This window comes from Methylobacterium iners (genome assembly GCF_022179305.1).
Classification (GTDB): Bacteria; Pseudomonadota; Alphaproteobacteria; order Rhizobiales; family Beijerinckiaceae; genus Methylobacterium; species Methylobacterium iners.
The window spans coordinates 45,172-70,490 of record NZ_BPQP01000020.1 but is presented as its reverse complement, the minus strand read 5'-3'; the positions used below and the strand labels follow the sequence as shown (position 1 = coordinate 70,490).

At 69.4% G+C, this 25,319-nt stretch carries 23 protein-coding genes; 7 read left to right on the top strand and 16 right to left on the bottom strand.

The window, feature by feature from the left end; all coding sequences use genetic code 11:
• Nucleotides 1-4 precede the first annotated feature (4 nt).
• The 9 genes from MFF55_RS07300 to MFF55_RS07260 all read right to left on the bottom strand — a co-directional run bounded on the left by MFF55_RS07300 (nucleotide 5) and on the right by MFF55_RS07260 (nucleotide 9,243).
• Nucleotides 5-307 (bottom strand): BrnA antitoxin family protein, encoded by a 303-nt coding sequence (locus MFF55_RS07300; protein ID WP_238243423.1) that lies wholly within the window; start codon nucleotides 305-307, stop codon nucleotides 5-7.
• Nucleotides 267-536, bottom strand: a complete 270-nt coding sequence (locus MFF55_RS07295; protein WP_238243422.1) for a BrnT family toxin — start codon at nucleotides 534-536, stop codon at nucleotides 267-269. Before MFF55_RS07295 ends, MFF55_RS07300 begins: the two co-directional genes overlap by 41 nt.
• Nucleotides 537-560: 24 nt before the next feature.
• Nucleotides 561-1,451: a LysR family transcriptional regulator gene (locus MFF55_RS07290; protein WP_238243421.1), complete on the bottom strand. Its 891-nt coding sequence runs from the start codon at nucleotides 1,449-1,451 to the stop codon at nucleotides 561-563.
• Between the two features lie 141 nt (nucleotides 1,452-1,592).
• Nucleotides 1,593-2,567, bottom strand: coding sequence for a thioredoxin-disulfide reductase (gene trxB / locus MFF55_RS07285; protein ID WP_238243420.1), 975 nt, complete (start codon nucleotides 2,565-2,567; stop codon nucleotides 1,593-1,595).
• Between the two features lie 14 nt (nucleotides 2,568-2,581).
• Nucleotides 2,582-3,571: a mitochondrial fission ELM1 family protein gene (locus tag MFF55_RS07280; RefSeq protein WP_238243419.1), complete on the bottom strand. Its 990-nt coding sequence runs from the start codon at nucleotides 3,569-3,571 to the stop codon at nucleotides 2,582-2,584.
• A 25-nt stretch (nucleotides 3,572-3,596) separates the two neighbouring features.
• Nucleotides 3,597-4,097, bottom strand: a complete 501-nt coding sequence (locus MFF55_RS07275; RefSeq protein ID WP_238243418.1) for a hypothetical protein — start codon at nucleotides 4,095-4,097, stop codon at nucleotides 3,597-3,599.
• 11 nt (nucleotides 4,098-4,108) lie between these two features.
• Nucleotides 4,109-4,585, bottom strand: coding sequence for a transcription elongation factor GreA (gene greA, locus MFF55_RS07270; protein WP_238243487.1), 477 nt, complete (start codon nucleotides 4,583-4,585; stop codon nucleotides 4,109-4,111).
• A gap of 126 nt (nucleotides 4,586-4,711) precedes the next feature.
• A complete protein-coding gene (carB, locus tag MFF55_RS07265) occupies nucleotides 4,712-8,185 on the bottom strand; it encodes a carbamoyl-phosphate synthase large subunit (protein ID WP_238243417.1) in 3,474 nt (1,157 codons plus the stop codon).
• A gap of 149 nt (nucleotides 8,186-8,334) precedes the next feature.
• Nucleotides 8,335-9,243, bottom strand: coding sequence for a DMT family transporter (locus MFF55_RS07260; RefSeq protein WP_238243416.1), 909 nt, complete (start codon nucleotides 9,241-9,243; stop codon nucleotides 8,335-8,337).
• Nucleotides 9,244-9,537: 294 nt separating this feature from the next.
• Here MFF55_RS07260 and MFF55_RS07255 point away from each other — a divergent pair, with 294 nt between their 5' ends.
• From MFF55_RS07255 to MFF55_RS07240, 4 genes are read left to right on the top strand one after another with little or no spacing between them, the layout of a single operon-like run.
• Complete coding sequence (locus tag MFF55_RS07255) at nucleotides 9,538-10,128, top strand: DUF1285 domain-containing protein (protein WP_238243415.1); 591 nt, start codon at nucleotides 9,538-9,540, stop codon at nucleotides 10,126-10,128.
• Complete coding sequence (locus MFF55_RS07250) at nucleotides 10,125-10,751, top strand: CoA pyrophosphatase (protein WP_238243414.1); 627 nt, start codon at nucleotides 10,125-10,127, stop codon at nucleotides 10,749-10,751. The genes MFF55_RS07255 and MFF55_RS07250 overlap by 4 nt, the downstream gene beginning before the upstream one ends.
• 31 nt (nucleotides 10,752-10,782) lie before the next feature.
• Nucleotides 10,783-11,040: a DUF6111 family protein gene (locus MFF55_RS07245; RefSeq protein ID WP_238243413.1), complete on the top strand. Its 258-nt coding sequence runs from the start codon at nucleotides 10,783-10,785 to the stop codon at nucleotides 11,038-11,040.
• On the top strand, nucleotides 11,037-12,299 hold the full coding sequence (locus MFF55_RS07240; protein WP_238243412.1) for a CCA tRNA nucleotidyltransferase: 1,263 nt from the start codon (nucleotides 11,037-11,039) through the stop codon (nucleotides 12,297-12,299). The genes MFF55_RS07245 and MFF55_RS07240 overlap by 4 nt, the downstream gene beginning before the upstream one ends.
• Before the next feature lie 11 nt (nucleotides 12,300-12,310).
• Here the strand turns inward: MFF55_RS07240 and MFF55_RS07235 are convergent, their stop codons facing one another.
• The 6 genes from MFF55_RS07235 to MFF55_RS07210 all read right to left on the bottom strand — a co-directional run bounded on the left by MFF55_RS07235 (nucleotide 12,311) and on the right by MFF55_RS07210 (nucleotide 18,590).
• Nucleotides 12,311-13,267 carry a DMT family transporter gene (locus MFF55_RS07235; protein ID WP_373874744.1) on the bottom strand — a complete coding sequence of 319 codons (957 nt, stop codon included), beginning with the start codon at nucleotides 13,265-13,267 and terminating at the stop codon, nucleotides 12,311-12,313.
• Between the two features lie 151 nt (nucleotides 13,268-13,418).
• On the bottom strand, nucleotides 13,419-13,820 hold the full coding sequence (atpC, locus tag MFF55_RS07230) for an ATP synthase F1 subunit epsilon (protein ID WP_238243411.1): 402 nt from the start codon (nucleotides 13,818-13,820) through the stop codon (nucleotides 13,419-13,421).
• 73 nt (nucleotides 13,821-13,893) lie between these two features.
• Nucleotides 13,894-15,354, bottom strand: coding sequence for a F0F1 ATP synthase subunit beta (gene atpD / locus MFF55_RS07225; protein ID WP_238243410.1), 1,461 nt, complete (start codon nucleotides 15,352-15,354; stop codon nucleotides 13,894-13,896).
• A 23-nt stretch (nucleotides 15,355-15,377) separates the two neighbouring features.
• Nucleotides 15,378-16,265, bottom strand: a complete 888-nt coding sequence (locus MFF55_RS07220; RefSeq protein ID WP_238243409.1) for a F0F1 ATP synthase subunit gamma — start codon at nucleotides 16,263-16,265, stop codon at nucleotides 15,378-15,380.
• A gap of 153 nt (nucleotides 16,266-16,418) precedes the next feature.
• Nucleotides 16,419-17,948 carry a F0F1 ATP synthase subunit alpha gene (gene atpA / locus MFF55_RS07215; RefSeq protein WP_238243408.1) on the bottom strand — a complete coding sequence of 510 codons (1,530 nt, stop codon included), beginning with the start codon at nucleotides 17,946-17,948 and terminating at the stop codon, nucleotides 16,419-16,421.
• 69 nt (nucleotides 17,949-18,017) lie between these two features.
• Nucleotides 18,018-18,590: a F0F1 ATP synthase subunit delta gene (locus MFF55_RS07210; RefSeq protein ID WP_238243407.1), complete on the bottom strand. Its 573-nt coding sequence runs from the start codon at nucleotides 18,588-18,590 to the stop codon at nucleotides 18,018-18,020.
• 769 nt (nucleotides 18,591-19,359) lie between these two features.
• On the opposite strand from MFF55_RS07210, the gene MFF55_RS07205 reads away from it, so the two are divergent.
• Nucleotides 19,360-22,095, top strand: coding sequence for an Rne/Rng family ribonuclease (locus MFF55_RS07205; RefSeq protein ID WP_238243406.1), 2,736 nt, complete (start codon nucleotides 19,360-19,362; stop codon nucleotides 22,093-22,095).
• Between the two features lie 439 nt (nucleotides 22,096-22,534).
• Nucleotides 22,535-23,518 carry a TorF family putative porin gene (locus MFF55_RS07200; protein WP_238243405.1) on the top strand — a complete coding sequence of 328 codons (984 nt, stop codon included), beginning with the start codon at nucleotides 22,535-22,537 and terminating at the stop codon, nucleotides 23,516-23,518.
• Nucleotides 23,519-23,572: 54 nt separating this feature from the next.
• Here the strand turns inward: MFF55_RS07200 and MFF55_RS07195 are convergent, their stop codons facing one another.
• Complete coding sequence (locus MFF55_RS07195; RefSeq protein WP_238243404.1) at nucleotides 23,573-24,769, bottom strand: pyridoxal phosphate-dependent aminotransferase; 1,197 nt, start codon at nucleotides 24,767-24,769, stop codon at nucleotides 23,573-23,575.
• 167 nt (nucleotides 24,770-24,936) lie between these two features.
• Here MFF55_RS07195 and MFF55_RS07190 point away from each other — a divergent pair, with 167 nt between their 5' ends.
• Nucleotides 24,937-25,245 (top strand): hypothetical protein, encoded by a 309-nt coding sequence (locus MFF55_RS07190; protein WP_238243403.1) that lies wholly within the window; start codon nucleotides 24,937-24,939, stop codon nucleotides 25,243-25,245.
• Nucleotides 25,246-25,319 lie beyond the last annotated feature (74 nt).

The window sequence follows — 25,319 nt, the reverse complement described above, 5'->3', positions numbered from 1 at the left end:
GACGTCAGCCCAGAGCCTCGCGCAGGATCTCGTTCACCCGGTCCTGCCAGCCCGTGCCCAAGGCGCGGAAGCGCGCAATGACGTCGGCGTCAAGGTCGAGCATCACCTGCTCCTTCAGTGGACCGGTGGCGTGGGGAACGGGTTCGCCTCCAAGCATGCAGACGGCGCGGTTCATCATCTCGTCCGTCAATTCGGGGAGCTCCTCGTACTCCTCCGCAGTAATCACATGCGCATCGACCTTCGCGAAATCGGTCTTGCCGAACCGCTCAGCGGAGAAGCGAGGCATATCGCGCTTGCTCTCGGGCATTAGCCTTCCTCATCGAGAAGACGTGGCGATCCGCACCACGCGGGGTCCAACCGACGATGACCATGCGACCGGCCAACAGCCCGACCGTGATGATGCGGGTCTCACCATAGTTGGTGCGAAGGTCCTCGAATTCGTAGACCGGACCTGAGAAGACGGATTCCGCCGCCTGGAAATCAAGCCCTCGCTTGACGAGGGCCCTGTCCCGTTTCGCCGGATCGAACGTGATCATCGTCGGCGATAGGTCAACAGCGCCTCAGTACGTCCAGCGCTGCGCCTTCGCCACCAGGAAGTCGCGGAAGGCTTGCACGCGGGCCACCGTGCGCATCTCCTCGGCATAGACGAGGTAGCTCTCCATGTGCGGCATCTCGCTGTCGCGCATCACCTGGACGAGGCCCGTCTGCCCATCCACGGCGTAGTCCGGCAGGATGCCAATGCCGGCCCCCGTCTGCATCGCCTGCTGCAGGGCGGCGATGTTGTTGACCGTGAAGTGGATGGTGCGCCGCTCACCCCCCTCGCGCCCGACGGTGGCGAGCCAGTGGGTGGCGAGCAGGTAGGACGGCTCGTTGCCGCCGAAGGAGACGAGGCGGTGCTTGTCGAGGTCGTCGATCGATCGCGGCTCGCCGAAAAGCTTGACGTAATCGTGCGAGGCGTAGGCGTGGTAGTGGACGGTGAAGAGCCGGCGCTGGATCAGGTCGGGCTGGGCCGGGCGTCGCATCCGGATCGCCACGTCGGCCTCGCGCATGGCGAGGTCGAGTTCCTCATTGGTCAGGATGAGCTGGACGCGGACATCCGGGTAGAGGTCGAGGAACTCCGCGATCCGCTGGGCCAGCCACGAGGTGCCGAGCCCCACCGTCGTCGTCACCTTGAGGTCGCCGGTCGGGCGCTCGCTCGTCTCGACGAGGCGGGCCCGGGTGTTCTCCAGGCGCTGCTTCATGTCGCGCGCGGCGCGGAACAGGAGGTCGCCCTGCTCGGTCAGGATCAGGCCGCGGGCGTGGCGGTGGAAGAGCGGCGCCTTCAGGTCGCGCTCCAGCGCGCTGATCTGACGGCTCACCGCCGATTGGCTCAGGCCGATATCGTCGCCCGCCTTGGTGAAGCTGCCAGCCTCCGCGACGTTGAGGAAGATGCGGATCTTGTCCCAGTCCAAGGCGAGAACTCCCGAACGCGCCCTCTCGCAGGGCGTGTCGCGCCAGGAGAGCGGAGCCGGTCGATCCGGCCCCGCTCTCCTTAGGACTACGATCTTGCGATTTTGTTGTGCCCCGGCGCAAGGCGAGGCGGAAACATTTCGCTACTCGGCGGCGGCCTGCTGCGGAGTCTCGCCGATTTCGAGGGCCGCAAGATACTTTTCCGCCTCGAGCGCGGCCATGCAGCCCATGCCGGCAGCCGTGATCGCCTGGCGGAAGACGTCGTCGGTGACGTCGCCCGCCGCATAGACGCCGGGGATGGCGGTGGCCGTCGAGCCGGGCGTGGTCTCGATGTAGCCGCCGTGGCGCATGGGCAGCTGGCCCTCGAAGATCGCGGTCGCGGGCTGGTGGCCGATGGCGACGAAGATCCCGTCGGCCTTGCGCTCCGTGATCGCGCCGGTGCGCACGTCCTTCAGGCGCAGATGCGTGACCGAGGGCGGCGTCTGGCTCCCGCAGATCTCCTCGACGGCGTGGTTCCAGACCACCTCGACATTCGCGTGCTTGAACAGGCGCTCCTGCAGGATGCGCTCGGCCCGGAAGCTGTCCCGGCGATGCACCACGGTGACCTTGGCGGCGAGGTTGGCGAGGTAGAGCGCCTCCTCCACGGCGGTGTTGCCGCCGCCGACCACGACGACCTCCTTGCCGCGGAAGAAGAACCCGTCGCAGGTGGCGCAGGCCGAGACGCCGAAGCCCTGGAACTTGGCTTCCGAGGGCAGCCCGAGCCACTTCGCCTGGGCGCCCGTGGCGATGATCAGCGCATCGCAGGAGAAGGTCTCGCCGGAATCCGCTTCAAGCTGGAACGGCCGGGCCTTGAGGTCGACCTTGGTGATGTATTCCGAGACGATCTCGGTGCCGACATGCTCGGCCTGGAGGCGCATCTGCTCCATCAGCCAGGGACCCTGGATCGCTTCCGCGAAGCCCGGATAGTTCTCGACATCCGTCGTGATCATGAGCTGGCCGCCGGGCTGGAAGCCGGAGATCATGAGCGGCTTCACCATGGCGCGGGCCGCGTAGATCGCGGCGGTGTAGCCGGCCGGCCCCGAGCCGACGATCACGAGCTTGGCATGACGGTGCGCCATGGATGCGGGTCTCCTCAAGGCCGGTCGCCGCGCGTTGCGCGATGCCGAAGGTAGGCGTGGGCGAGGGCGTCCGCGATCGCGGGCGTCGCGTCGATGGGTTCGTGGCGCGCTACTTCGAGGCGGCCGGCGAACGGCGTCAAGGCCCCCGCCGCCGCCAAGCCGGCGAAGAAGCGCCTATGCCGGATATAGGTGTTGGGAAGCTCGAACAACATCACCGGCGCGCCGGTGCTCACGGCTTCCCCGACCATGTTGGCCGAATCGGCGGTGACGACGATCGCCTCCGCGAGCGCGAGCATCGCCACGTAGGGGTTCTCGCCGCTGCCGTCCCAAAAGAAGCCGCCGCGTCGCTCCACGAGGTTCCGCAGGGCGGCGCGCAGGGACGGCGGCGTGCGTCGCGAGACCGTCAGCATCAGCGAGGCGCCGCCGCCCGCCAGCGCGGTCAGGTCCGCCAGGAGGCGGTCCATGTCCGCGCGGCGGAAGCGCAGATGCCGGCTGTCCCCGCCGATCAGCACGGCGACGCGCGGACCGGCCAGGGCGGCGAGGCGCGGATCGGGCGCGGCCCGCGCCGCCGCGAGCCGGGCCGCGCTCACGCGGTGGGGCGGCGTCGGCGTCGTGAGGACGTTGTCGCCGCGCAGGTCGTCGTAGTCCGGAACCCAGATGAAATCCGCGGTGGCGGCGCCCGTGCGCGGGTCCTTGAGGAAGGCCGTGAAGACGGAGCGTCCCAGGGCCCGGCGCAGGGCTCGCAGATAGGGAACGGCGCGACGCCCGGAGGCGATCAGGATCTCAGGGGGATGACCGGCGAGGGCGCCGCGCCCGGGCCGGTCGCGCGGGTCGACGGGTCCCCAGGGCGCGAGCCAGAAGAAGGGCGCTCTGGGTGCGACGCGCCGGGTCTCGAAGTTCAGGCCCAGGGTCTCGGCAAGCCCCAGGCACTGGTTCTCGTCGCCGGCCTTGCCGTCGGTGACGATCCAGGCGCGCGCGCCGCGAAGGGCTTCGCGGGCTGCCATCCCGGCCGGCATCGTCCCGGACACGTCAGTCGGACGGCAGGGATCGGGCCAGCCAGGCGGCGTAATGCTCGGCGATGGCGGCGAGGCGCCGCCGCTCGGATTCCGGATCGTACCAGGCGCCGCCGAAGCTCGCCGGCGTCGCCGAGAGCTGCGGATGCCGGCGCAAGATTTCTCCGCGAGGCCCCACGATCAGCGCCTCGCCGTCGAGGTAGTCGGACTGGCCGCCGCCCCCGAAGCCGCTGCGGCCGCTGCCGCTGCCGGCGTACGGGTTGATGGAGAGGCCGCGCACCCGCACGACAAGGGTCGGTCCGCGTCCGTCGAGCCGGTCGGCGAAGCTGCGGCGGAGCGCGGCGGTGAGATCCGCGCGCAGGGCCTCGGCCTGGAGCCCGCCGCCCTGTGCGAGCAGCGGGCCGACATCGACGCGCAAAGCGGAGAAGTTCTCGGCGCGCAAGGGCGTCAGCGCGGCCGACCCGACGAGCAGCGCGAAGCCGAAGCCGCCGATCGAGGACAGGCGCCGGAACGACATCCGCACCGACCTCAGCCGCCGTACTGGACGCCGACGACCTCGTAGGACTTGCCGCCGCCGGGAGTCGTCACCTCGACCGTATCGCCGACGCCCTTGCCGATGAGAGCACGGGCGATGGGCGAGGTGATCGAAACGAGGCCCGAACGCACGTCCGCCTCCGGCTCGCCGACGAGCTGGTAGGTCTTCTCCTCCTCGGTGTCCTCGTCGACGAGCTTCACCGTGGCGCCGAACTTGATCTTGGTGCCGGACAGCTTCGTGACGTCGATCACCTCGGCGCGCGCGATCATGCTTTCGAGTTCCATCACCCGGCCCTCGTTGTGAGACTGGGCCTCCTTGGCGGCGTGGTACTCGGCGTTCTCAGACAGGTCGCCGAGGGCGCGAGCCTCGGCGATCGCCTGGATGATGCGCTGACGCTCCACCTGCTGGCGATGGCGCAACTCCGCCTCGAGGGCTGCAAAACCGCGCACCGTCATGGGAACTTTGTCTATCGTCATCGTCTCGCGCCACAATGAATAGGCCCGGCCGGGAACGGCATCGCTCCCTCCGGGCCAGCATACGTTAATCCCGAACCGTCATCGCCGCGGCATCCGTCAAGACGGACGCCAGGGTATGATTCAGGCCGCAAAGTATTCCTGCAAGGCGCGAACCTGAAGATCGCCTTCGAGATAGGCCTTGATTCCCTCGGCCGCCGCCATCGCGCCCGATAGAGTGGTATAGTACGGCACTTTATGCAAGAGGGCCGCCCGGCGCAGCGAGCGCGAGTCCGAGAGCGCGCCGGCCCCTTCCGTGGTGTTGAACACGAGCTGGATGTCGCCGTTCTTGATCGAATCGACGACGTGCGGCCGGCCTTCGAGCACCTTGTTGATCCGATCCGTCGGCACGCTGTTGTCGACGAGGAAGCGCTGCGTCCCGGAGGTCGCCAGCACCGCGAAGCCGAGCTCGGAGAGCAACCGGATCGCGGGCAGGATGCGGGCCTTGTCGGCGTCGCGCACCGACACGAAGACCGTGCCGCTCTTGGGCACCAGGGTGCCCGAGCCGAGCTGGCTCTTGGCGAAGGCCACCCCGAAGCTGGCGTCGAGACCGATGACCTCGCCGGTGGAGCGCATCTCGGGCCCGAGCAGCACGTCGACGCCGGGGAAGCGCGCGAAGGGGAACACCGCCTCCTTGACCGCGATGTGATCGAGCACCTTCGGCCTGAGGCCGAAGCTCGCCAGCGACTCGCCCGCCATGATCCGCGCGGCGATCTTGGCGATCGGCTCGCCGATCACCTTGGCGACGAAGGGCACGGTGCGCGAGGCGCGCGGATTCACCTCCAGCACGTAGATCGTGCCGTCCTTGATCGCGTACTGGACGTTCATCAGGCCGCCGACCTTGAGCGCGAGCGCCATGGCCCTCGTCTGCCGCTCCAGCTCCGCGATGATCTCGGGGGAGAGCGAGCGCGGCGGCAGGGAGCAGGCCGAGTCGCCGGAATGGATGCCGGCCTCCTCGATATGCTCCATGATGCCCGCGACGTAGACGTCCTTGCCGTCGCAGAGCGCGTCGACGTCGACCTCCGTGGCGTCGGACAGGTAGCGATCGAACAGGAGCGGGTTCTTGCCCAGCACCGTGTTGATCTGGCCGGTCTTGTCGTTGGGGTAGCGGCTCTTGACCTCCGAGGGGATCAGACTCGGCAGGGTGTCGAGAAGGTAGTCGGCAAACTGCACCTCGTCGCGGATGATCGCCATGGCGCGGCCGCCGAGCACGTAGGAGGGCCGCACCACGAAGGGCAGGCCGAGATCGGAGGCGACGAGCCGGCTCTGCTCGACCGAATAGGCGATGCCGTTCTTGGGCTGCTTCATCCCGAGCTTGTCGAGGAGGCGCTTGAACTGGTCGCGGTCCTCCGCGAGGTCGATGGCGTCGGGCGAGGTGCCGAGGATCGGCACGCCGGCGGCCTCCAGGGCGCGAGCCAGCTTCAGAGGCGTCTGGCCGCCGAACTGGACAATCACCCCGTGCAGGGTACCGGCCTGACGCTCCGTCTCGATGATCTCGAGCACGTCCTCCTGGGTCAGGGGCTCGAAGTAGAGCCGGTCGGAGGTGTCGTAGTCGGTCGAGACCGTCTCGGGGTTGCAATTGACCATGATGGTCTCGTAGCCGGCCTCCGTCAGCGCGTAGCAGGCGTGGCAGCAGCAATAGTCGAACTCGATGCCCTGGCCGATCCGGTTCGGGCCGCCCCCGAGGATCACGACCTTCTTGGCCTCGCTCGGCCGCGCCTCGTCGACCACCGTGCCGGCGAAGGGGGCGACGTAGGTCGAGTACATGTAGGCGGTGGGCGAGGCGAACTCGGCGGCGCAGGTGTCGATGCGCTTGAAGACCGGGCGGACGCCCAGGTCCCGACGGTGCCGGCGCACGCTGTCCTCGTCGGTCCTGGCCAGCACCGCGAGGCGCGCATCCGAGAAGCCGGCGGCCTTGAGCTGGCGGAGAGCCCCGGGCGTTGTCGGCAGGCCGTGCGCCTTCACGCGGTTCTCGAGATCGACGATGGCTTGCAGCTGCTCCAGGAACCAGGGGTCGATCTTGCAGGAGGCGTAGACCTCGGCGTGGCTGACCCCGAGGCGCAGCGCCTGGGCGACCTTGAGAAGGCGATCGGGGGTCGGCGTGCCGAGCGCCGCCTTGATGGCGTTGTGGTCGTCGCCCTTGCCCAGGCCCTCGATCTCGATCTCGTCGAGGCCGGTGAGCCCGGTCTCGAGCGAGCGCAGGGCCTTCTGGAGGGACTCCGCGAAGCAGCGACCGATCGCCATGGCCTCGCCGACCGACTTCATGGCGGTGGTCAGCGTCGGCTCGGCGCCCGGGAACTTCTCGAAGGCGAAGCGCGGGATCTTGGTGACGACGTAGTCGATCGTGGGCTCGAAGGAGGCCGGCGTCGCCCCGCCCGTGATGTCGTTGGCGATCTCGTCCAGGGTGTAGCCGACCGCGAGCTTGGCCGCGACCTTGGCGATGGGGAAGCCCGTCGCCTTCGAGGCCAGTGCCGAGGAGCGCGAGACGCGCGGGTTCATCTCGATGACGATCATCCGGCCCGTCGCCGGGTCGATGGCGAACTGGACGTTCGAGCCGCCGGTCTCGACGCCGATCTCGCGGAGCACCGCGAGGGAGGCGTCGCGCATCACCTGATACTCCTTGTCGGTGAGCGTGAGGGCGGGGGCGACCGTGATGGAATCGCCCGTATGCACGCCCATCGGGTCGATGTTCTCGATGGAGCAGACGATGATGCAGTTGTCGTTCCTGTCGCGGACGACCTCCATCTCGTACTCTTTCCAGCCGAGGACGCTCTCCTCGATCAGGACCTCGTTGGTCGGCGAAGCGTCGATGCCGCGCTCGACGATGTCCAGGAACTCCTCGCGGTTGTAGGCGATGCCGCCGCCGGTGCCGCCCATGGTGAAGGAGGGCCGGATGATCGCGGGCAGGCCGACCTCGGCGAGCGCGATGAGCGCCTGGCCGATGGCATGCTCGCCGTAGCGCTTGCGCCGCTCGGATTCGCCCGCGTGCCACTTCTTCTCGAAGGCGGCGAGCGCCGCCCTGCGGGCATCGGGATCGGCGTTGGCGGCCTCGATGGCCGCGACCTCGGCGAGGTACTTCTCCCGGTCGGCCCGCTTGGCGGCCGAGGCGTTGGCGAGCGCCGATTTCGGCGTCTCCAATCCGATCTTGGTCATGGCGTCGCGAAAGAGGCTGCGGTCTTCGGCCTTGTCGATGGCTTCCGCCGTCGCGCCGATCATCTGCACGCCGAACTTTTCGAGCACGCCCATCTTCTTGAGCGAGAGGGCGCAGTTCAGCGCGGTCTGGCCGCCCATGGTGGGCAGGAGCGCATCGGGACGCTCCTTCTCGATGATCTTGGCGACGATCTCGGGCGTGATCGGCTCGACATAGGTGGCGTCGGCCATGTCCGGGTCGGTCATGATCGTCGCCGGGTTCGAGTTGACCAGGACGATCCGGTAGCCCTCCTCGCGGAGCGCCTTGCAGGCCTGGGTGCCGGAATAATCGAACTCGCAGGCCTGGCCGATCACGATGGGGCCGGCACCGATGATGAGGATGGAGTGGATGTCGGTGCGCTTCGGCATCGTCGGCCTTGGGATGCGGCCGCGCACGAACGGCCCCCGCCCGGCGAGGGGGGCGAAGGCTTGCGTCGGGCGGCGGGAATTTCGCTAGACCCGGCACTTACACGCACGCGGGACGGTTTGGAAGGGCGCCCCGGTCTTGGTCGGTGCGCTCAGGGTCGCGCGGGGCGTCCGAGCCGCTCGGCGACGAAGATGCCGCCGAGAACGAGGGCGAGCGCGACGGCGCTGTCGAGGCGGAAGGGCTCGCCCACGAGAACCACCGCCAGGAGCGCACCGAAGACCGGAACCAGGTTGACGAACACGCCCGCCCGGTTCGGACCGATCAGCTCGACGCCGCGCATGAAGAGGAGCTGCGAGAGCAGGGAGGGGCCGAGGCCCACGAAGACGACGATCAGCCAGCCGCGGCCCGAGGGCCAGATGGCGCGGCCGGCCGCCCATTCCATGGCGAGCAGCGGCAGCGAGGTGAGGAGGGCGGCACTCGCCATCGCCGCGAAGAAGGTCAGCCCCGACACGGCCGGCCGGTTGCGCAGGGCCACCGTGTAGCCGGCGTAGAACAGGCAGGCGGCGAGCATGAAGAGATCGCCCCGGTTGAAGTCGAGGCTGCGCAGGACCGCCAGATCCCCGTGCGTGGCGGCGACCGCGACGCCGAGCAGGGTGATGGTCACGCCCAGGATCTGGATCGGCCCGACCCGCGTCCGGTAGAGGACGAAGCTCGCTGTGAGCACCAGGACCGGGATGGCACCCTGGAACAGGGCGAGGTTGGTGGCGGTCGTGTAGGTGCCGGCCAGGTAGAACAGGGCGTTGAAGATCGTGTAGCCGCAGGCGCCCATGAGGAGGGTTCGGCGCCAGGACGGCAGCAGGAATCGCCACTCGCGCGCCACGCCCCGCCCGGCCAGCGGCACGAGGACCGCGCAGGCGACGACCCAGCGCAGCGTCGTCAGAACCAGGGGCGAGACCTCGCCGGCCGCCCACTTGCCGGCGACGGCATTGCAGGCCCAGATCAGGGCCGTGAGCGTCAGGAGGACGTAGGCGCGGGGGGCGGGGACGGTCGAGACTTGCACGGGCTCCGAATGCGGGTTGAAGGCGGCGACCTTGGCTCGTGTCGAACATCGTCGTTCAGCCCAAGCTTGTCATTCCGGGGCCGCATCGCGGAGCCCGGAACCCAGAACCGCCGACATGGCAAGCTGAAGCATCGTCAGCGGCTATGGGTTCCGGGCTCGCCCATGGCGACCCGGAATGACAAACGGGGTTGGCCGTTCGTGAATCGAACCGGCCAACGCGAATTCTGGCGCTTGGTGGCGGGGCGACGGGGTTTCGCGTGCCCTTCCCTCGCCACCGCCTTATCTACTCCCGGCATGACGACCGCCGACCCCGCCCCGACAGACCCGACCCTGGCCCGCCTCCGCGCGGCCCTCGGCGACGCGCCCCGGCGCGGCCCGCCGCCGGTGGAGCGCTGGAACCCGCCCTATTGCGGCGCGATCGACATGCGCATCGCCGCCGACGGGACCTGGTTCCACGACGGCGCGCCGATCCGCCGCCCCGCCCTCGTGAAGCTGTTCGCCTCGATCCTGAGGCGGGAACCGGACGGACGCTTCGTCCTGGTGACCCCCGTCGAGAGCGTGGGGATCGAGGTCGAGGACGCGCCCTTCCTCGCCGTCGAGATGGCGGTCGAGGGGGAGGGCGAAGCCCGTCGGGTCGCCTTCCGCACCAATGTCGACGACCTCGTCTCCCTGGGGCCCGAGCACGCCCTGCGCTTCGAGGAGGACGGGTCCGGCGGCCTGCGGCCCTACATCCACGTCCGGCGGGACCTCTGGGCCCTGTGCACGCGGGCGCTGACCTACGACCTCGTCGCGCTCGCCGAGGAACGGGCGGTGGACGGGGCGCCCTGGCTCGGTATCGCGGCGAATGGCGGCTTCCACCCCATCGCGCCCGCCGGCGACGCATGATCCTGTCGGATCTCCTCGACCGTGCCGCGCGCCTCTCGGCGGAGCCGCCCGGCCCCGGCGACCCCCTCTCCAACCCGCGCGGCGACCACGACCTCGATCCGGAAGGGATCGCCGTGGCGCCGGCCCACCCTCATCGCCTCGCCGCCGTTCTCGTGCCCATCGTCGCGCGGCAGGAGGGCCTCTCGGTGCTCTTCACCCTTCGCACGGCGCATCTGCGCGACCATTCCGGCCAGATCGCCTTCCCGGGCGGCAAGATCGATCCTGCGGATGTCGACCCGGCTGCGGCTGCCTTGCGCGAGGCATGGGAGGAGATCGGGCTCGGCGCGGACGCGGTCCGGGTGCTCGGCTACCTCGACCCCTATCTCTCGGCGACGGGCTTCCTCGTGATTCCCGTCGTCGGCCTCGTCGATCCCGAGGCGGCGCTGCGTCCCAACCCGGACGAGGTCGCCGAGATCTTCGAGGTGTCGCTCGCCTTCCTCATGGACCCCACGCGCCACGAGCGCGGCACGGGCACCTGGCGGGGGCGGACCCGGCACTACTACGCGATCCGCCACGAGGCGCGCCTGATCTGGGGTGTGACGGCGGGGATCGTGCACAATCTGCAGGAACGCTTATGTCCGTGAGATCATCCCTCCGGCGCGAACCGACCCATTCATGATCCGCAAGCTCGTCGAGGAACTGCTGCTCTTCCTGCTGCCGTTCCTGCTGTTCTACGGCTACCTCGCCGTGCTGGGCCGCAAGCCGCACGCGCGGGCGAGCTGGGAAGGATACATCTTCCGCCTCACGATGACCGGCATCGCGCTGGTGATCGCCTCGCTCGTCTATGCCGGGCTAACGGGCGAGAGCCACCGCGGCGGCTACGTCCCGCCGCGCCTGGAGAACGGCCGGGTGGTGCCGGGGCACTTCCAGTGAGCACCCTCGACCCCGAGGGACCGCGCCGGCTGCTGGCGCAGCCCGAGATCCGGCGCGTGCTCGCAGCCCTCGCGGTTCCGGGCGAGGAGACACGCCTCGTCGGCGGATGCGTCCGCGACGCGCTCCTCGGCGGCGCCGGCTCCGACATCGATCTGACCACGACGCTCCTCCCGGAGGCGACCATGGCCCGCGCGGCCGCGGCGGGGCTGAAGGCGGTGCCGACCGGGTACGATCACGGCACGGTCACGGTCGTTGCCTCGGGACGGCCCTTCGAGGTGACGACGTTGCGCGAGGACATCGAGACGGACGGGCGCCATGCCGTGGTCCGCTTCGGCCGCGACTTCGCGCGCGATGCGGAGCGGAGAGACTTCACCATCAACGCGCTCTCCCTGCGGGCGGACGGCGCCGTCGCCGACACGACAGGGGGCCTCGACGACCTCGCGGCCGGCCGCGTCCGCTTCATCGGCGAGGCCGCGACCCGGATCGCCGAGGATGCCTTGCGCATCCTGCGCTTCTTCCGCTTCCACGCCCGCTTCGGGCGCGGCGCGCCGGACGAGACCGGTCTCCGGGCCTGCGTCGCGGCGCAGGGCGCGATCGAGGGCCTGTCCCGCGAGCGGGTTCGGACGGAGCTTCTCAAGCTCCTCCTCGCCCCCGGCGCGGTTGAGGCCGTCGCGGTGATGGAGCGGACGGGCATCCTCGCGCGCCTCCTTCGCGGCCCGGCCGATGTCGGTCGCCTGGCGCGCCTCGTTGCCGCGCGCCCGGGCGCCGACGAGATGGCACGGCTGGCGGCCCTGGCCCTCCACGCGGAATCCGACATCGACCGCCTTCAGGACGCCCTGCGGCTCTCGAAGACCGAGGCCGCCGCGCTGTCCGGATCCGCGGCAGCTCGGGCGAGCCTGTCCGCGCCGGCAACGATCGATCCCGGCGCCATGCGGGGCCTGATCGCCTGCCATGACGCGGGACCGATCGCCGATGCGCTGGCGGCCGCGGGGGAGGGCGAGCGACCGGACATCGCGCCCGATGCGCGCGCGCTCCTCGATGCGGTCGAGGCCGGGCTGGTCCCGCGCCCCGCCTTTCCGCTCACCGGCGCCGATCTCGTCGCGCGCGGCGTGCCCCCGGGCCCGACGGTCGGCCAGGGCCTCGCCGCCGCACGGGCGCGCTGGCTGGCGGACGGGTGCCCCGACGATGCGAGCGCGGTCGAGACCCTGCTCGCCCACGGGGTGAGCGCGGCGGGGGAGGGGAGTGGCCGGACGCGCTGACGCCGTCAGGCTCAAGCCTCGTGGCGCCCCGCCCCCATTCGGTCCGGCGCGCTGGGACGCGGCCGCCCTTTCGTGAGGAGCCCGCCGTCGATGGCCGCGAGCCCGCCGCCGATCAGGGCCATGCCGAGATAGCTGCGCGGATCGAGATGCTCGCCGAGCACCGCCCATCCCAGCAGGATGGCGGAGACGGGGATCAGGAAGGTGACGAGCAGGAGGTTCGTCGCGCCCGCGCTCGCCAGGATGCGGAAGTAGAGGACGTAGGCCAGCGCCGTGGAGAGAACCGCAATGCCTGCGACGGCGCCCAGGACCGGAAGGCTCGGCACGGCGATTGTCCAGGGGCGGTCCATGAAGAGGGCGAGGGGCAGGAGCATAAGTGCGGAGGCGCTGACCTGGCCGGCCGCCGTGACGAGCGGCGAGACGCCCATCGCGCGGAAGCGCCGCCCGTAGACCCCTGCGCAGGCATAGGACAGCGCTGCGCAGAGAACGGCGAGTTGCCTGAGCGCATCGACCTCGGTCCCCAAGGCCGGGCTGAGCATGACCGCGACGCCGGCGAGCCCGACGAGGACGCCCACCAGGCGGTGACCCGTCATCTTCTCGTCGGAGGTGACGACGTGCGCGACGATCACTGTCCAGAGCGGCGTCGTGGCGTTCAGGATGGCAGCGAGGCCCGATGCGATGTGCGTCTGGCTCCAGGCGATGAGGCCAAACGGCACGGCGTTGTTGAGCAGCCCCATGCAGAGGAAGGCACCCCAGGTTTGGTGGTCACGCGGCATCCGAAGCGTCCGGACCCGCAGGACGAGATGAAGGACGAGCGCAGCCAAGCCGAAACGCAGCACGACGAGGGTGAGCGGCGGCAGGGCCTGCAGGGCGACGCTCGTGAAGAAGAAGGAACCGCCCCAGAGGAGGGAAAGGCTGACCAGCATCAGCCATTCGCGGGGCGTCATCGTGCGGTTGATGGGATCGGGCACGGCATCGGGGCTCCGGTCGGCGGAAGACCCCTGTCTGGACCCATCCGGGTCTTCGCGCGCCCCGTTCCTTGCTTCCCAATCCGGCGCCGTCCGCAAACGAAAACGGCGGCCCCGAGGGCCGCCGTCGAACTGCCATGCGCGTGAGCGCGCCTCAGTAGGTAAGGGCGACCTTGGCGTCGCGGATCTGGGTGATCTGACCCTCAATCTCGTCGCGCTTGGCATAATCCTCGGTGGCGTCGCGCTGGAGCTCCAGGGCCGCGATGTCGCGGTCGAGGCTCTCCTGGCTGATCTCCTCGAAGGGGTTGGCCCGCTCGGCGATCACGGTGACCGCATCCGGTCCGATATCGGCGAATCCGCCTCGCACCAGCACGCGCTTGCCCGTATGGCCGGCCTCGGCGATCGTGATGACCCCGACCTTGAGCGCCGTCAGCACGGGGGCGTGGCCGGCGAGCACGGTCATCTCACCCTCGATTCCGGGCAGCTGCACCGCGTCGACCTGACCGGAATACAGCGTCCGCTCGGGGCCGACGAAGTCGAACTGGAAGGTGGCCATCGCGTCGGGGATCCAGGTTCAGCGTTTCACGTCGATGGCGCCCGGCCGGGTGGGCCGGGCGCCGAATATGGGCTCAGGCCGCGGCCGCGAGCTTCTTGGCCTTGGCCTTGGCGTCCTCGATGGTGCCGACCATGTAGAAGGCGGCCTCCGGCAGGTCGTCGTAATCGCCGTTCACGAGGCCCTTGAAGCCCTTGATCGTGTCCTCCAGCGGCACCTGGATGCCGGGCGAGCCCGTGAACACCTCGGCCACCGAGAAGGGCTGGGAGAAGAAGCGCTCGATCTTGCGGGCGCGGGCGACCGTCAGCTTGTCCTCTTCCGAGAGCTCGTCCATCCCGAGGATCGCGATGATGTCCTGCAGCGCCTTGTATCGCTGGAGCGTCTGCTGGACCTTGCGGGCCACCTCGTAATGCTCCTGGCCGAGAACGACGGGGTTCAGCATGCGCGAGGTCGAGTCGAGCGGGTCCACCGCCGGGTAGATGCCCTTCTCGGCGATCGAGCGCGAGAGCACGGTCGTGGCATCCAAGTGGGCGAAGGAGGTGGCGGGCGCCGGGTCGGTCAGATCGTCGGCCGGCACGTAGATCGCCTGGACGGACGTGATCGAGCCCTTGTTCGTCGTGGTGATGCGCTCTTGCAGGGCGCCCATGTCGGTCGCGAGCGTCGGCTGGTAGCCCACCGCCGAGGGGATGCGGCCGAGCAGCGCCGACACTTCCGAGCCGGCCTGGGTGAAGCGGAAGATGTTGTCCACGAAGAACAGCACGTCCTGGCCCTGATCGCGAAAGTCCTCGGCGATGGTGAGGCCGGTGAGCGCGACGCGCGAGCGGGCGCCGGGCGACTCGTTCATCTGGCCGTAGACCAGCGCGCACTTGGAGCCCTCGGCCGAGCCGTTGTTCTCCTTCGGGTCCTTGTTGACCTTGGACTCGATCATCTCGTGGTAGAGGTCGTTGCCCTCGCGGGTACGCTCGCCCACCCCCGCGAACACCGAATAACCACTATGCACCTTCGCGATGTTGTTGATCAGCTCCATGATCAGCACGGTCTTGCCCACGCCGGCGCCGCCGAACAGGCCGATCTTGCCGCCCTTGGCGTAGGGGGCGAGGAGATCCACGACCTTGATGCCGGTCACGAGGATCTGCGCCTCGGTCGACTGGTCGGCGTAGCTCGGGGCCGGCTGGTGGATGGCGCGCAGCGTGTCCGACTGGATCGGGCCGGCCTCGTCGATCGGCTCGCCGATGACGTTCATAATGCGGCCGAGCGTGTTGAAGCCGACCGGCACCTTGATCGCCTCGCCGGTATCCGTGACCTCCTGGCCGCGGACGAGGCCCTCGGAGGTGTCCATCGCCACGCAGCGGACGGTGTTCTCGCCGAGCTGCTGGGCGACCTCGAGGACGAGGCGGGCGCCGTTGTTCTTGGTCTCGAGCGCGTTCAGGATCTCGGGCAGGTGGCCCTCGAAGGACACGTCGACCACAGGGCCGATGACCTGGGTGATGCGGCCGACCTTGTTGGAGCCGGCGCCGGGGGTAGCGGTGTTCGCCATGATAGGGTCCTTGTGCGTGACGGTCAGAGCGCTTCCGCGCCCGAGATGATCTCGATGAGTTCCTTGGTGATCATGGCCTGACGCGTGCGGTTGTAGATCTGCGTCTGCTTCTTGATCATCTCGCCCGCGTTGCGCGTGGCGGAATCCATGGCGCCCATGCGCGCGCCCTGCTCGGAGGCCGCGTTCTCCAGGAGCGCCCGGTAGACCTGGACGGTGAGGTTGCGCGGCAGGAGCGTCGTGAGGATCGCTTCCTCGCTCGGCTCGAACTCCATCACGGCGCCGTCGCCCGCGCCGGCCGGGCGCTCGCCGGCGGTCGGCAGCTCGGCCGGGATCAGCTGCTGCGCCGTCGGGATCTGCGAGATGACAGAGCGGAAGCGCGAGTAGAACAGCGTCGCCACGTCGAACTCGCCGGCGTCGAAGCGCGCGATGATCGAATCGGCGATTTCCGAGGCGAAATCGTAATCGACGGGTCGGGTGCCGCGGATGTCCCGGTTCTCGATGATCAGGTCGCGGAACTCGCGGCGGAGCAGGTCGTAGCCCTTCTTGCCGACGGTGACGATCTTGACCGTCCTGCCCTCGGCCAGGAGGCGACGGGCATGGTCGCGCGCCATGCGGCCGATCGAGGAGTTGAAGGCGCCGCACAGGCCGCGGTCGGCCGTGCAGACGACGAGGAGGTGGGTCCGGTCCGAGCCGGTGCCCGACAGGAGCCGCGGCCCCTCGGTGCCCTGGACGAGGTTCGCGGCGAGGTTGCCGAGCACCGTCGCCATCTTCTCGGCGTAGGGGCGCCCGCTCTCGGCGGCGGTCTGGGCCCGCCGCAGCTTGGCGGCGGCGACCATCTGCATCGCCTTGGTGATCTTCTGCGTCCCCTTCACCGAAGCGATGCGGTTGCGCAGGTCCTTCAAGCTCGGCATCGGGTGACTTTCAGATCTCTAGAACGTCCGCGAGCATCGCTCCTCCCCCTTGTGGGGAGGAGTTGGAGGTGGGGGTGGCCGGGTGACCCCGGCGCTCGCCAGGCGGACCACCCTCGCCCTCGATCCCTCCCCGCAAGGGGAGAGGGACGTGGGTCACGCCAGCGATTTCGCCACGCTCTCGACGACGCTCTTCAGCTTGCCGGCGTTCTCGTCGGAGAGGTCCTTCGAGGTGCCGATGGCGGTGAGCAGGTCGGCGTGCTTGGAGCGGAGCGTCGAGAGCAGCCCGTCCTCGAAGGCGCGCACCTTGCTGAGCGGGAGCGCGTCGAGGTAGCCGTTGACGCCGGCATAGATCACCGCGACCTGTTCCTCCATCTTCAGCGGCGAGAATTGCGGCTGCTTCAGGAGCTCGGTCAGCCGCGAGCCGCGGTTCAGGAGCTTCTGCGTCGAGGCGTCGAGATCCGAGCCGAACTGCGCGAAGGCGGCCATCTCGCGGTACTGGGCGAGCTCGCCCTTGATCTTGCCGGCGACCTTCTTCATCGCCTTGGTCTGGGCGGAGGAGCCCACCCGCGACACCGAGAGGCCGACGTTCACCGCCGGGCGGATGCCCTGGTAGAACAGGTCGGTCTCGAGGAAGATCTGGCCGTCGGTGATCGAGATGACGTTGGTCGGGATATAGGCCGAGACGTCGTTGGCCTGGGTCTCGATGACGGGGAGCGCGGTGAGCGAGCCGTTGCCGGCGGCATCCCCCATCTTGGCGGCGCGCTCGAGGAGCCGCGAGTGCAGGTAGAAGACGTCGCCGGGATAGGCCTCGCGGCCCGGCGGACGGCGCAGCAGCAGCGACATCTGGCGATAGGCGACGGCCTGCTTGGAGAGGTCGTCGTACACGATCACGGCGTGCATGCCGTTGTCGCGGAAATACTCGCCCATGGCGCAGCCGGCGAAGGGCGCGATGAACTGCATCGGCGCGGCGTCCGACGCGGTCGCAGCGATGATGATCGAGTATTCGAGGGCGCCGTTGTCCTCGAGCGCCTTCACGAACTGCGCCACCGTCGAGCGCTTCTGGCCGATCGCGACGTAGACGCAGTAGAGCTTGGCGTTCTCGTCCGTCCCGGCATGGGCCGGCTTCTGATTGAGGATCGTGTCGAGCGCGATCGCGGTCTTGCCGGTCTGGCGGTCGCCGATGATGAGCTCGCGCTGGCCGCGGCCGACGGGGATGAGGGCGTCGATGGCCTTCAGGCCGGTTGCCATCGGCTCGTGCACGGACTTGCGCGGGATGATGCCCGGCGCCTTCACGTCGACGCGGCGGCGCTCGGTCGTGGCGATCGGGCCCTTGCCGTCGATCGGGTTGCCGAGGCCGTCGACCACGCGGCCGAGCAGCGCCTTGCCGACCGGAACGTCCACGATGGCGCCGGTGCGCTTGACGGTCTGGCCTTCCTTGATGTCGCGGTCGGATCCGAAGATCACGATGCCGACGTTGTCCTGCTCGAGGTTGAGCGCCATGCCGCGCACGCCCGATTCGAACTCGACCATCTCGCCGGCCTGGACGCTGTCGAGGCCGTAGGCGCGGGCGATGCCGTCGCCGACCGACAGGATCTGTCCGACCTCGGTGACCTCGGCCTCCTCGCCGAAGTTCTTGATCTGCTCTTTCAGGATCGCGGAGATCTCGGCAGCGCGGATGTCCATCGTCTAGCCTCTTTGTCGAATGGTGTGTGTCTAAGGTCGCGGGCGGAAGCGGTCGGGTGCTCGAAGCCCCTACCGGGCTTCCCGCATCGCGAGGCGAATACCGTTGAGCTTGGTCCTGAGGGACGCATCGACCATGCGTGAACCGATCTTGACGACGAGGCCGCCGATTAGGCTCGGGTCGACGGTGAGGTCGAGGTCGACCTCGGAGCGGGCCACGTCGCGCAGGGACGCCTTGATCTCCTCGATCACGGCGTCCGAGGGCCGCTCCGCGACGCGGACCTCGGCACGCACGATGCCCTTCGAGGTGCGGACCAGGGAGCGGAACGAGCGGATCATGTCGGGCAGGGCGAACAGGCGGCGGTTGGCGGCCGTCAGCTTGATGAAGTTGGCGGCCAATCCCGTGATTCCCGCCCGGTCGAGGATGGCGCCGACCGCGGCGGCCTGCTCCGTGCCCGAGAAGACGGGACTGCGCACAAGGCGGCGGAGATCGGCGCTCTCCTTGAGAAGGCCGTCGAACCGCTCCAGATTCCCGGAGACTTCATCCAGGGCGCGCTCGTCGCGCGCCAGCTCGAACAGGGCTGACGCGTAGCGGGCCGCCACGCCGGCAACCGGGGAACCCGCCTCGGAACTGGTCTGCGCCACGCGCCGCTCTCTCTCATCATCCGGCCCGCGGGTTCCGGCCGGATCGCACCGCCTTCGGTGTCGGCTCTGGAACCGTCGGGATTGGGAACGTGCCGGGTCCTGCGGGCACGAAAGCCCCGCCCTTCCGGCGCGGCGCGGGCCTAGCATGCGGTCCAGGGGGTGCGCAAGACGATCCGGGCGGCTGCCTCCCAACCCCAGAGGCCGCCGCTTTGCGCCCAACTTCCACCTTGCCAAATTCCCGCGACACTCTGTAATGGTAAGGTCCCCCACCCGGTGCCTTGCGGTTTCATCCGCGGCCCGCGGGCGCGCCCGAGCCTTTCGCCTGGTCGCCTTCGCAGTCGGTTCACCGCGCCGAGATCGTCGGCTTCCTCAAGACCGGGCGGGTGTCGGTACATGCGGCGACCTCATGCGTCGTCGCCCCGTTTCTCGGAATCCGCGGCCGGTCATCACCGGTCCGGATGCCTTCGCGAGGTCAGGGAAAGGATGATCGGAGACACAGCATCGGTTGCCGCTGCTCGTGTTGAAAGCGCCCGCGTTCCGCGTGGTGCCCGCCCGTCGTCAGCCCTGGTCAGATTCAACCCCACGCGCGCCGAAGACCGGCGCCCAGCGGCGGTTGGCGGCAATTCCTTTCCCTTAGCCCCCGCGACCTGGTCCCCCGGGTCGACACGAGCCCTCCCGTTCCCGGCCGACAGGCCCGGACCGGGACGCGCTCCACCGGGACCGCTCGGTCCGAGGAGAACGACGTCGGCCGCCATGTCGAAAGTTCGTCATGGCCAACAACAAGATGCTCATCGATGCGATGCACCCGGAGGAGACCCGGGTCGTCACGGTCCACGGATCTAGGGTCGAGGAATTCGACTTCGAAGCCGCCAACAGGCGCCAGCTGCGCGGCAACATCTATCTCGCCAAGGTGACGCGGGTGGAGCCTTCGCTCCAGGCGGCCTTCATCGAGTACGGCGGCAACCGCCACGGCTTCCTCGCCTTCAGCGAGATCCATCCCGACTACTACCAGATCCCGCTGGCCGACCGGCAGGCGCTGCTCGAGGACGAGGCGCGCGAGGCCGAGGAGCACAGCGAGCGCGAGGAGCGGAAGCCCCGCCGCCGCTCGCGCGGGCGCCGGGCCGAACCTGCGGCCGCGCGCAATGCCGAGACGGTGAGCGCCGAGGACATCCCGGCGACCGACGATGCCGCCGAGGCGGCCGGGGCCGGTGACGAGGCCGTTCCTGCGGCCGTTGCCGAGGAGGTTTCCGGGACGGAGACCGCGGTGCCGACGGCCATCGAGGCGACGGCGCAATCCGACGTCGCGGGTGAGGAGCCCGTCGCGACCGAGGCCGCCGCGCCGGCCGACGACGCGCCCGAGCCCGTCGCCGAGGGCCATCCTGAGGCGGCCCTGGACGAGTCGGGCGAGGATGAGGACGAGGAATCCGACGACGAGGACGAGTCCGACGAAGACGACGAGGATGAGGACGACGAGCAGGAAGGCGAAGAGGGCGAGGATGCCGAGCCCAGGATCGCCCAGGTCGGCGGCGACGCGCTCGCCGAGATCCCGGAGCGGCCCCGGGTCTATCGCCGCCACTACAAGATCCAGGAGGTGATCAAGCGCCGCCAGATCATCCTGGTCCAAGTCGTCAAGGAGGAGCGCGGCACCAAGGGCGCGGCGCTCACCACCTACCTGTCGCTGGCCGGCCGCTACTCGGTGCTGATGCCCAATACCGGGCGTGGCGGCGGCATCTCGCGCAAGATCACCAGCGCCGCCGACCGCAAGCGCCTCAAGGAAGTCGCGCAGGACCTGGAGGTGCCGGACGGCATGGGCGTGATCCTGCGCACGGCCGGGGCCTCGCGCACCAAGCCCGAGATCAAGCGCGACTTCGAGTACCTGATGCGCCTGTGGGAGAGCGTGCGCGAGCTGACGCTGTCCTCCTCCGCGCCAGCCCTGGTCTACGAGGAGGGCTCGCTGATCAAGCGCGCCATCCGCGACCTCTACGGCAAGGAGATCGACGAGATCCTGGTGGCGGGCGACGAGGCCTACCGCGAGGCCAAGGACTTCATGCGGATGCTGATGCCCGGCCAGTCCAAGGTCGTGCAGCCCTACCGCGACCCGACCCCGATCTTCGCCCGCTACGGCGTCGAGCAGCAGCTCGACGCGATGTTCTCGACGCACGTCACGCTGAAGTCCGGCGGCTACCTCGTCATCAACCCGACGGAAGCCCTGGTCTCGATCGACGTGAACTCGGGCCGCTCGACCCGCGAGCACGATATCGAAGACACGGCTTTGCGCACCAATCTCGAGGCGGCCGACGAGGTCGCCCGGCAGCTGCGCCTGCGCGACCTCGCCGGCCTCGTCGTCATCGACTTCATCGACATGGAGGAGAAGCGCAACAACCGCGCCGTCGAGAAGCGCCTGAACGAGGCCCTCAAGAACGATCGCGCCCGCATCCAGGTCGGGCGGATCTCACCCTTCGGCCTCCTCGAGATGAGCCGCCAGCGCATCCGCACCGGCATGCTGGAGAGCTCGTCGCTGCCCTGCGTGCATTGCGGCGGCTCGGGCTACGTCCGCGCCACGGCCTCCGTCGCGCTCCAGATCCTGCGCTCGATCGAGGAGTCGCTGCTCAAGAGCGCGACCCACAACCTCATCCTGCGCACCCGCACCGAGGTGGCGCTCTACATCCTCAACCAGAAGCGCGCGCACCTGCGCGAACTCGAGGTCCGCTTCGGCGTGACCGTGACGATCGCCGCCGACGAGCGACTCGCGGCGACTTCCGCCTTCCAGCTCGATCGCGGCGAGCCCGCCGTGCGGGCGGCGGGTCCCGTGACCGGCATCCGCGCCGTCGCGGTCGACTCGATGATGGATGCGGAGGACGACGCCGACCTTGAGGCGGAGGACGAGGAGGTGGTCGAGGCCGTCGCCGAGGCAGCCGAGACGGAGGAGCACCGCGAGGAGGGTGGCGAAGGCCGCGGCCGTGGTCGCCGCCGTCGCCGTCGCCGTCGCGGCGGCCGGTCCGAGGGTGGCGAGGCCGGTGGCGTCGAGCACCAGGCCGGGCCGGACGACGAGGATGCGGAGGCGGACGGCGCCGAGGCGACGGCCTCCGAGGACGGCGAAGCCGCCCCCGAGCCTGAGACCCGCGCCGGGACGGAGTCCGAGGAGGACGGCGCGGTGCGCCGCCGTCGCCGCGGTCGCCGCGGCGGGCGGGGACGTGAGCGCGGTGAGGGCCGCCCCCGGGAGGAAGCGGCATCGGACGAGACATCGGCTGAAAGCGTCTCCGAGGCCGACGAGCCCGCAGCGGTCGAGCTCAGGGAGACGGCTCCGCCTCCGGTCCCGGATCCCGTCGACATCGAGTTGCCCGTGGCCGCCGCACCGCCGGAGGCACCCGCGCCCAGCGAGCCCCTGCCCCCGGCTCGGCCTGCGCCGGAGCCCGTGGCCGTCGTCCTCACGCCTCCCGATCCCGACCGGCCGAAGCGGGCAGGCTGGTGGTCGCGCACCAAGGCGGCGCTCACCGGCGAGTGACCCTCGCCGGAGGACCTGACTCGTCCTCGAAGGAGCTGAACCTCACGAGCCCGGCGCCGCCAGCGCCGGGCTCGTTCATTCGCACGCCGGGAGTCGATACCGTCGGGGACCTCGACCCAGAGGTCGAGCCGAGCGAAGGGCGTCCTCTCAGGTATAGGCGTTCCGCCGGAGGGCCTTTCCCAAGCATGAAACCATCCTAGGGCGCGATTTTTTCGGCGCCTGTTGCCTTTTCTCTTCATCTCTCAAGGTTTGGCGCAAATTTCAGCGCCCGCTGCATCGAAATGATGCGCTCCTGCCCCCTCCGGTGCTTGGCGCCTCGGCCGACCTCCCCTACGCTCAAGCTCGCCGTTCGAAGCTGCGGGGCCAGGGTCATGCCACCGCGGCCACGGCCGGGCTGGGGCGAACCCCGGGTCCGACGGAGCTCTGGGGGACAGGTGAGATGGCAAGCGTTTGGAAGTCGGCGGTCGCCGCCCTTTGCGGCCTGACGGCAGGCGTCGCGGCTCAGGTTCAGGCGGCGGATCTTGCGGCGCCGAAGGTTCTGCCCGTCGAGGCGCGGGCGCCCGACCCGCTGATCGGCTTCTCGTTCGGCTCGCGCTACCAGTCGGACTACAATTTCCGCGGCATCTCGCAATCGAACCTGCAGGGCAGCTACCAGACCTTCTTCGAGGCGCAGTTCTTCAACAACTTCGCGTACGCCGGCTTTGCCACCTACCAGACCCGCCTGCCGACCCGGGGAGACATGGAGTTCGACCTCGTCGCCGGTATCCGTCCGACCTTCGGCAAGTTCACCTTTGATCTCGGCATCCTGTATTACTTCTACCCCAGGGAACAGCGGCTGTTCCTCGCCGACGGGGTGACGCCGTTCACGCAGGCCAACACGGATTATTACGAAGCCGCCTTCAAGGGCGTCTACGCGGCGACCGACGCGCTGACGCTGGGCGCGAACGTGTTCTACTCGCCGAGCTTCCTCGGCACGAAAGCCGAGAGCACCTACGTCTCGGGCACGGCCGCCTACACCTTGCCGGCGACGCTGTTCCCCTGGCTTCCCGAGGCCTATGCCGGCGGCTTCTCGCTCTCGAGCGAGGTCGGCTACTTCTTCCTCGGCGCCGCCCGCTCGTCGGCCTACACGGCCTTCGACCAGTCGATCGGACGCTTCGCCTCATTCGACCTGCCGAGCTACCTCTACGGCAACGTCGGCCTGTCCTACACCTACAAGAACATCGTCCTCGACGTCCGCTTCCACGACACCGACCTGACGCGCCGCCAATGCGCGGTGATCACCGGCGACTTCCGGCAGCTCACCAACGGCGGCTTCTCGAAATGGTGCGGCGACGCCATCATCGGCTCGATCACCTTCCAGACCTCGACGGCCTCGCCCGGCATCTATGCCGAACCCGGCGGCCTGATGAACCTGTTCCGCTGAGCCCCGCAGGCAGACCCGGAGCGCTCCGGATCCTCCGGGATCACGGGGGCGAGATCAGAGCAGCCAGGCCCGCAGGCGTCGGATCGCCTCGCCGCAATCGCCCTGCGAACCTGCGAACGAGAAGCGGACGTGGTGTCCGCCCTCCGTCGCGTCGAAGTCGAGGCCGGGCGTCGCCGCCACGCCCGCCTCGTCGAGCATCCGCCGGCAGAAGGCCGTGGCGTCGTTCGTGAGGCCGGAGACGTCGGCGTAGAGGTAGAACGCGCCGTCGGCCGGGTGCATCCGGCCGAGGCCGAGGCTCGGAAAGGCGTCGAGCAGCAGGTCGCGATTCGCCGCGTAGCCGAGCCGAATCGCCTCGATCTCCTCGACCGCGTCGAAGGCTGCGAGCGCGGCCACCTGCGACAGGTAGGGTGCCGAGATGTAGAGGTTCTGCGCCAGCCGCTCGATCGGGCGCAGGAGCGCGTCCGGCACCACCATCCAGCCGACGCGCCAGCCGGTCATGCAATAGGTCTTCGAGAACGAGTTGATGACGACCGCGTCCGGATCGTAGCGCAGGGCCGTGTCCGTGGGCACGCCGTACCCGAGCCCATGATAGATCTCATCGGAGATGAAGGGGAGGCTCAGGCCCTGCGCCGTCCGGCACAATTCGCCTAAGCGCTCCGGCTCGATCACGGTGCCCGAGGGGTTGGCCGGGCTCATCACCAGGATGCCCGACAGGGGCTGCGCGGCGTGGAGCGCGCGGATCCCTGCTCCGGTGGGGGCGTAGCGGTCGGCCGCGCGAAGGACGAGCGGCGTCGGCACGAGATCGAGGGCGTTCAGGATGCTGCGATAGGCCGGGTAGCCCGGCTGCGGTACCGCGACCCGGTCGCCGGCATCGAACAGGCTGAGAAAGGCGAGGACGAAGCCGGCCGAGGAGCCCGTGGTGATCACCACCCGGCGGGCCGGCACCGCGACGCCGTAGGTCTCGGCATAGTGCCGGGCGATCCGCTCGCGCAACGCCGGCAGGCCGAGGGCCTCCGTGTAGGGGAGCCGCCCGTCGTCGAGGGCGGCGCGGGCCGCGGCGATCACGGCGCGCGGCGCGGGCGCCGAGGGCTGGCCGACCTCCATGCGCACCACGCCCTCGCCCCGCCGCTCCTTGGCGGCCGCGGCAGCCATGACGTCCATCGCGAGGAAGGGCGCGACACGCTCCGCCCGGCGCGAGACCGAAGGGTGCGGAGCGGGTGTGCCGTCGGGGCCGGATGCGGGGCGGATCATGCCGCCTTCATCGCCGCATTCACCGGCAGAGCCAAGCCTTCGTCCGAGAGAGGCGCCGCGGCGGGCGGCGATCCGCCGCGACCGGCGCCACAGGTTCGTCCGGTAAGCTTGTGATTATTGCTTAAGCTTTCTCGGGCAGACTTTCAGAAGGGGTCAAAGGTCACCTGATGCTCAAGCGGTTCTCGGCCACCAAAAGGGATGGCACCCAGAGTGATCTGGACGCGCAGAAGGGTGGAATCGACGAGCTCGTCCTTCGCATCAGGCAATTGATCCGGCATCGCGGCTATGACCGGGCCAAGATCACGAGCGAGTACCTGAAGCGCTACTTGCCGGGGGAGAACGATCGCACCTGGCAGGGCGAGACCATCCTGCGCAAGCACCATGCGACGGCACAGATCGACAGCGGGACCCTCACCTATCTCGTCGAGAACGTGCACATCGAATTGCAGATGGCCCACGAGCGCCTGACCGGCTGAGGCATCTCAGGCCGACCGGCGGACATGCGCCGTGGCGCGCCCGGCATCGGCACGTTCATTTGACCCGCCGCCGC

What these genes read in the sequence shown, in the direction of transcription:
- MFF55_RS07255 (WP_238243415.1), top strand. Translation starts at nt 9,538, where the DNA reads ATGACGACCGCCGACCCCGCCCCGACAGACCCGACCCTGGCCCGCCTC.
- MFF55_RS07190 (WP_238243403.1), top strand. Translation starts at nt 24,937, where the DNA reads ATGCTCAAGCGGTTCTCGGCCACCAAAAGGGATGGCACCCAGAGTGAT.
- MFF55_RS07275 (WP_238243418.1), bottom strand. Translation starts at nt 4,097, where the DNA reads ATGTCGTTCCGGCGCCTGTCCTCGATCGGCGGCTTCGGCTTCGCGCTG.
- MFF55_RS07295 (WP_238243422.1), bottom strand. Translation starts at nt 536, where the DNA reads ATGATCACGTTCGATCCGGCGAAACGGGACAGGGCCCTCGTCAAGCGA.
- MFF55_RS07280 (WP_238243419.1), bottom strand. Translation starts at nt 3,571, where the DNA reads ATGGCAGCCCGCGAAGCCCTTCGCGGCGCGCGCGCCTGGATCGTCACC.
- MFF55_RS07205 (WP_238243406.1), top strand. Translation starts at nt 19,360, where the DNA reads ATGGCCAACAACAAGATGCTCATCGATGCGATGCACCCGGAGGAGACC.
- atpC (WP_238243411.1), bottom strand. Translation starts at nt 13,820, where the DNA reads ATGGCCACCTTCCAGTTCGACTTCGTCGGCCCCGAGCGGACGCTGTAT.
- carB (WP_238243417.1), bottom strand. Translation starts at nt 8,185, where the DNA reads ATGCCGAAGCGCACCGACATCCACTCCATCCTCATCATCGGTGCCGGC.
- MFF55_RS07300 (WP_238243423.1), bottom strand. Translation starts at nt 307, where the DNA reads ATGCCCGAGAGCAAGCGCGATATGCCTCGCTTCTCCGCTGAGCGGTTC.
- MFF55_RS07220 (WP_238243409.1), bottom strand. Translation starts at nt 16,265, where the DNA reads ATGCCGAGCTTGAAGGACCTGCGCAACCGCATCGCTTCGGTGAAGGGG.
- atpA (WP_238243408.1), bottom strand. Translation starts at nt 17,948, where the DNA reads ATGGACATCCGCGCTGCCGAGATCTCCGCGATCCTGAAAGAGCAGATC.
- MFF55_RS07250 (WP_238243414.1), top strand. Translation starts at nt 10,125, where the DNA reads ATGATCCTGTCGGATCTCCTCGACCGTGCCGCGCGCCTCTCGGCGGAG.
- trxB (WP_238243420.1), bottom strand. Translation starts at nt 2,567, where the DNA reads ATGGCGCACCGTCATGCCAAGCTCGTGATCGTCGGCTCGGGGCCGGCC.
- MFF55_RS07245 (WP_238243413.1), top strand. Translation starts at nt 10,783, where the DNA reads ATGATCCGCAAGCTCGTCGAGGAACTGCTGCTCTTCCTGCTGCCGTTC.
- MFF55_RS07200 (WP_238243405.1), top strand. Translation starts at nt 22,535, where the DNA reads ATGGCAAGCGTTTGGAAGTCGGCGGTCGCCGCCCTTTGCGGCCTGACG.
- MFF55_RS07195 (WP_238243404.1), bottom strand. Translation starts at nt 24,769, where the DNA reads ATGATCCGCCCCGCATCCGGCCCCGACGGCACACCCGCTCCGCACCCT.
- atpD (WP_238243410.1), bottom strand. Translation starts at nt 15,354, where the DNA reads ATGGCGAACACCGCTACCCCCGGCGCCGGCTCCAACAAGGTCGGCCGC.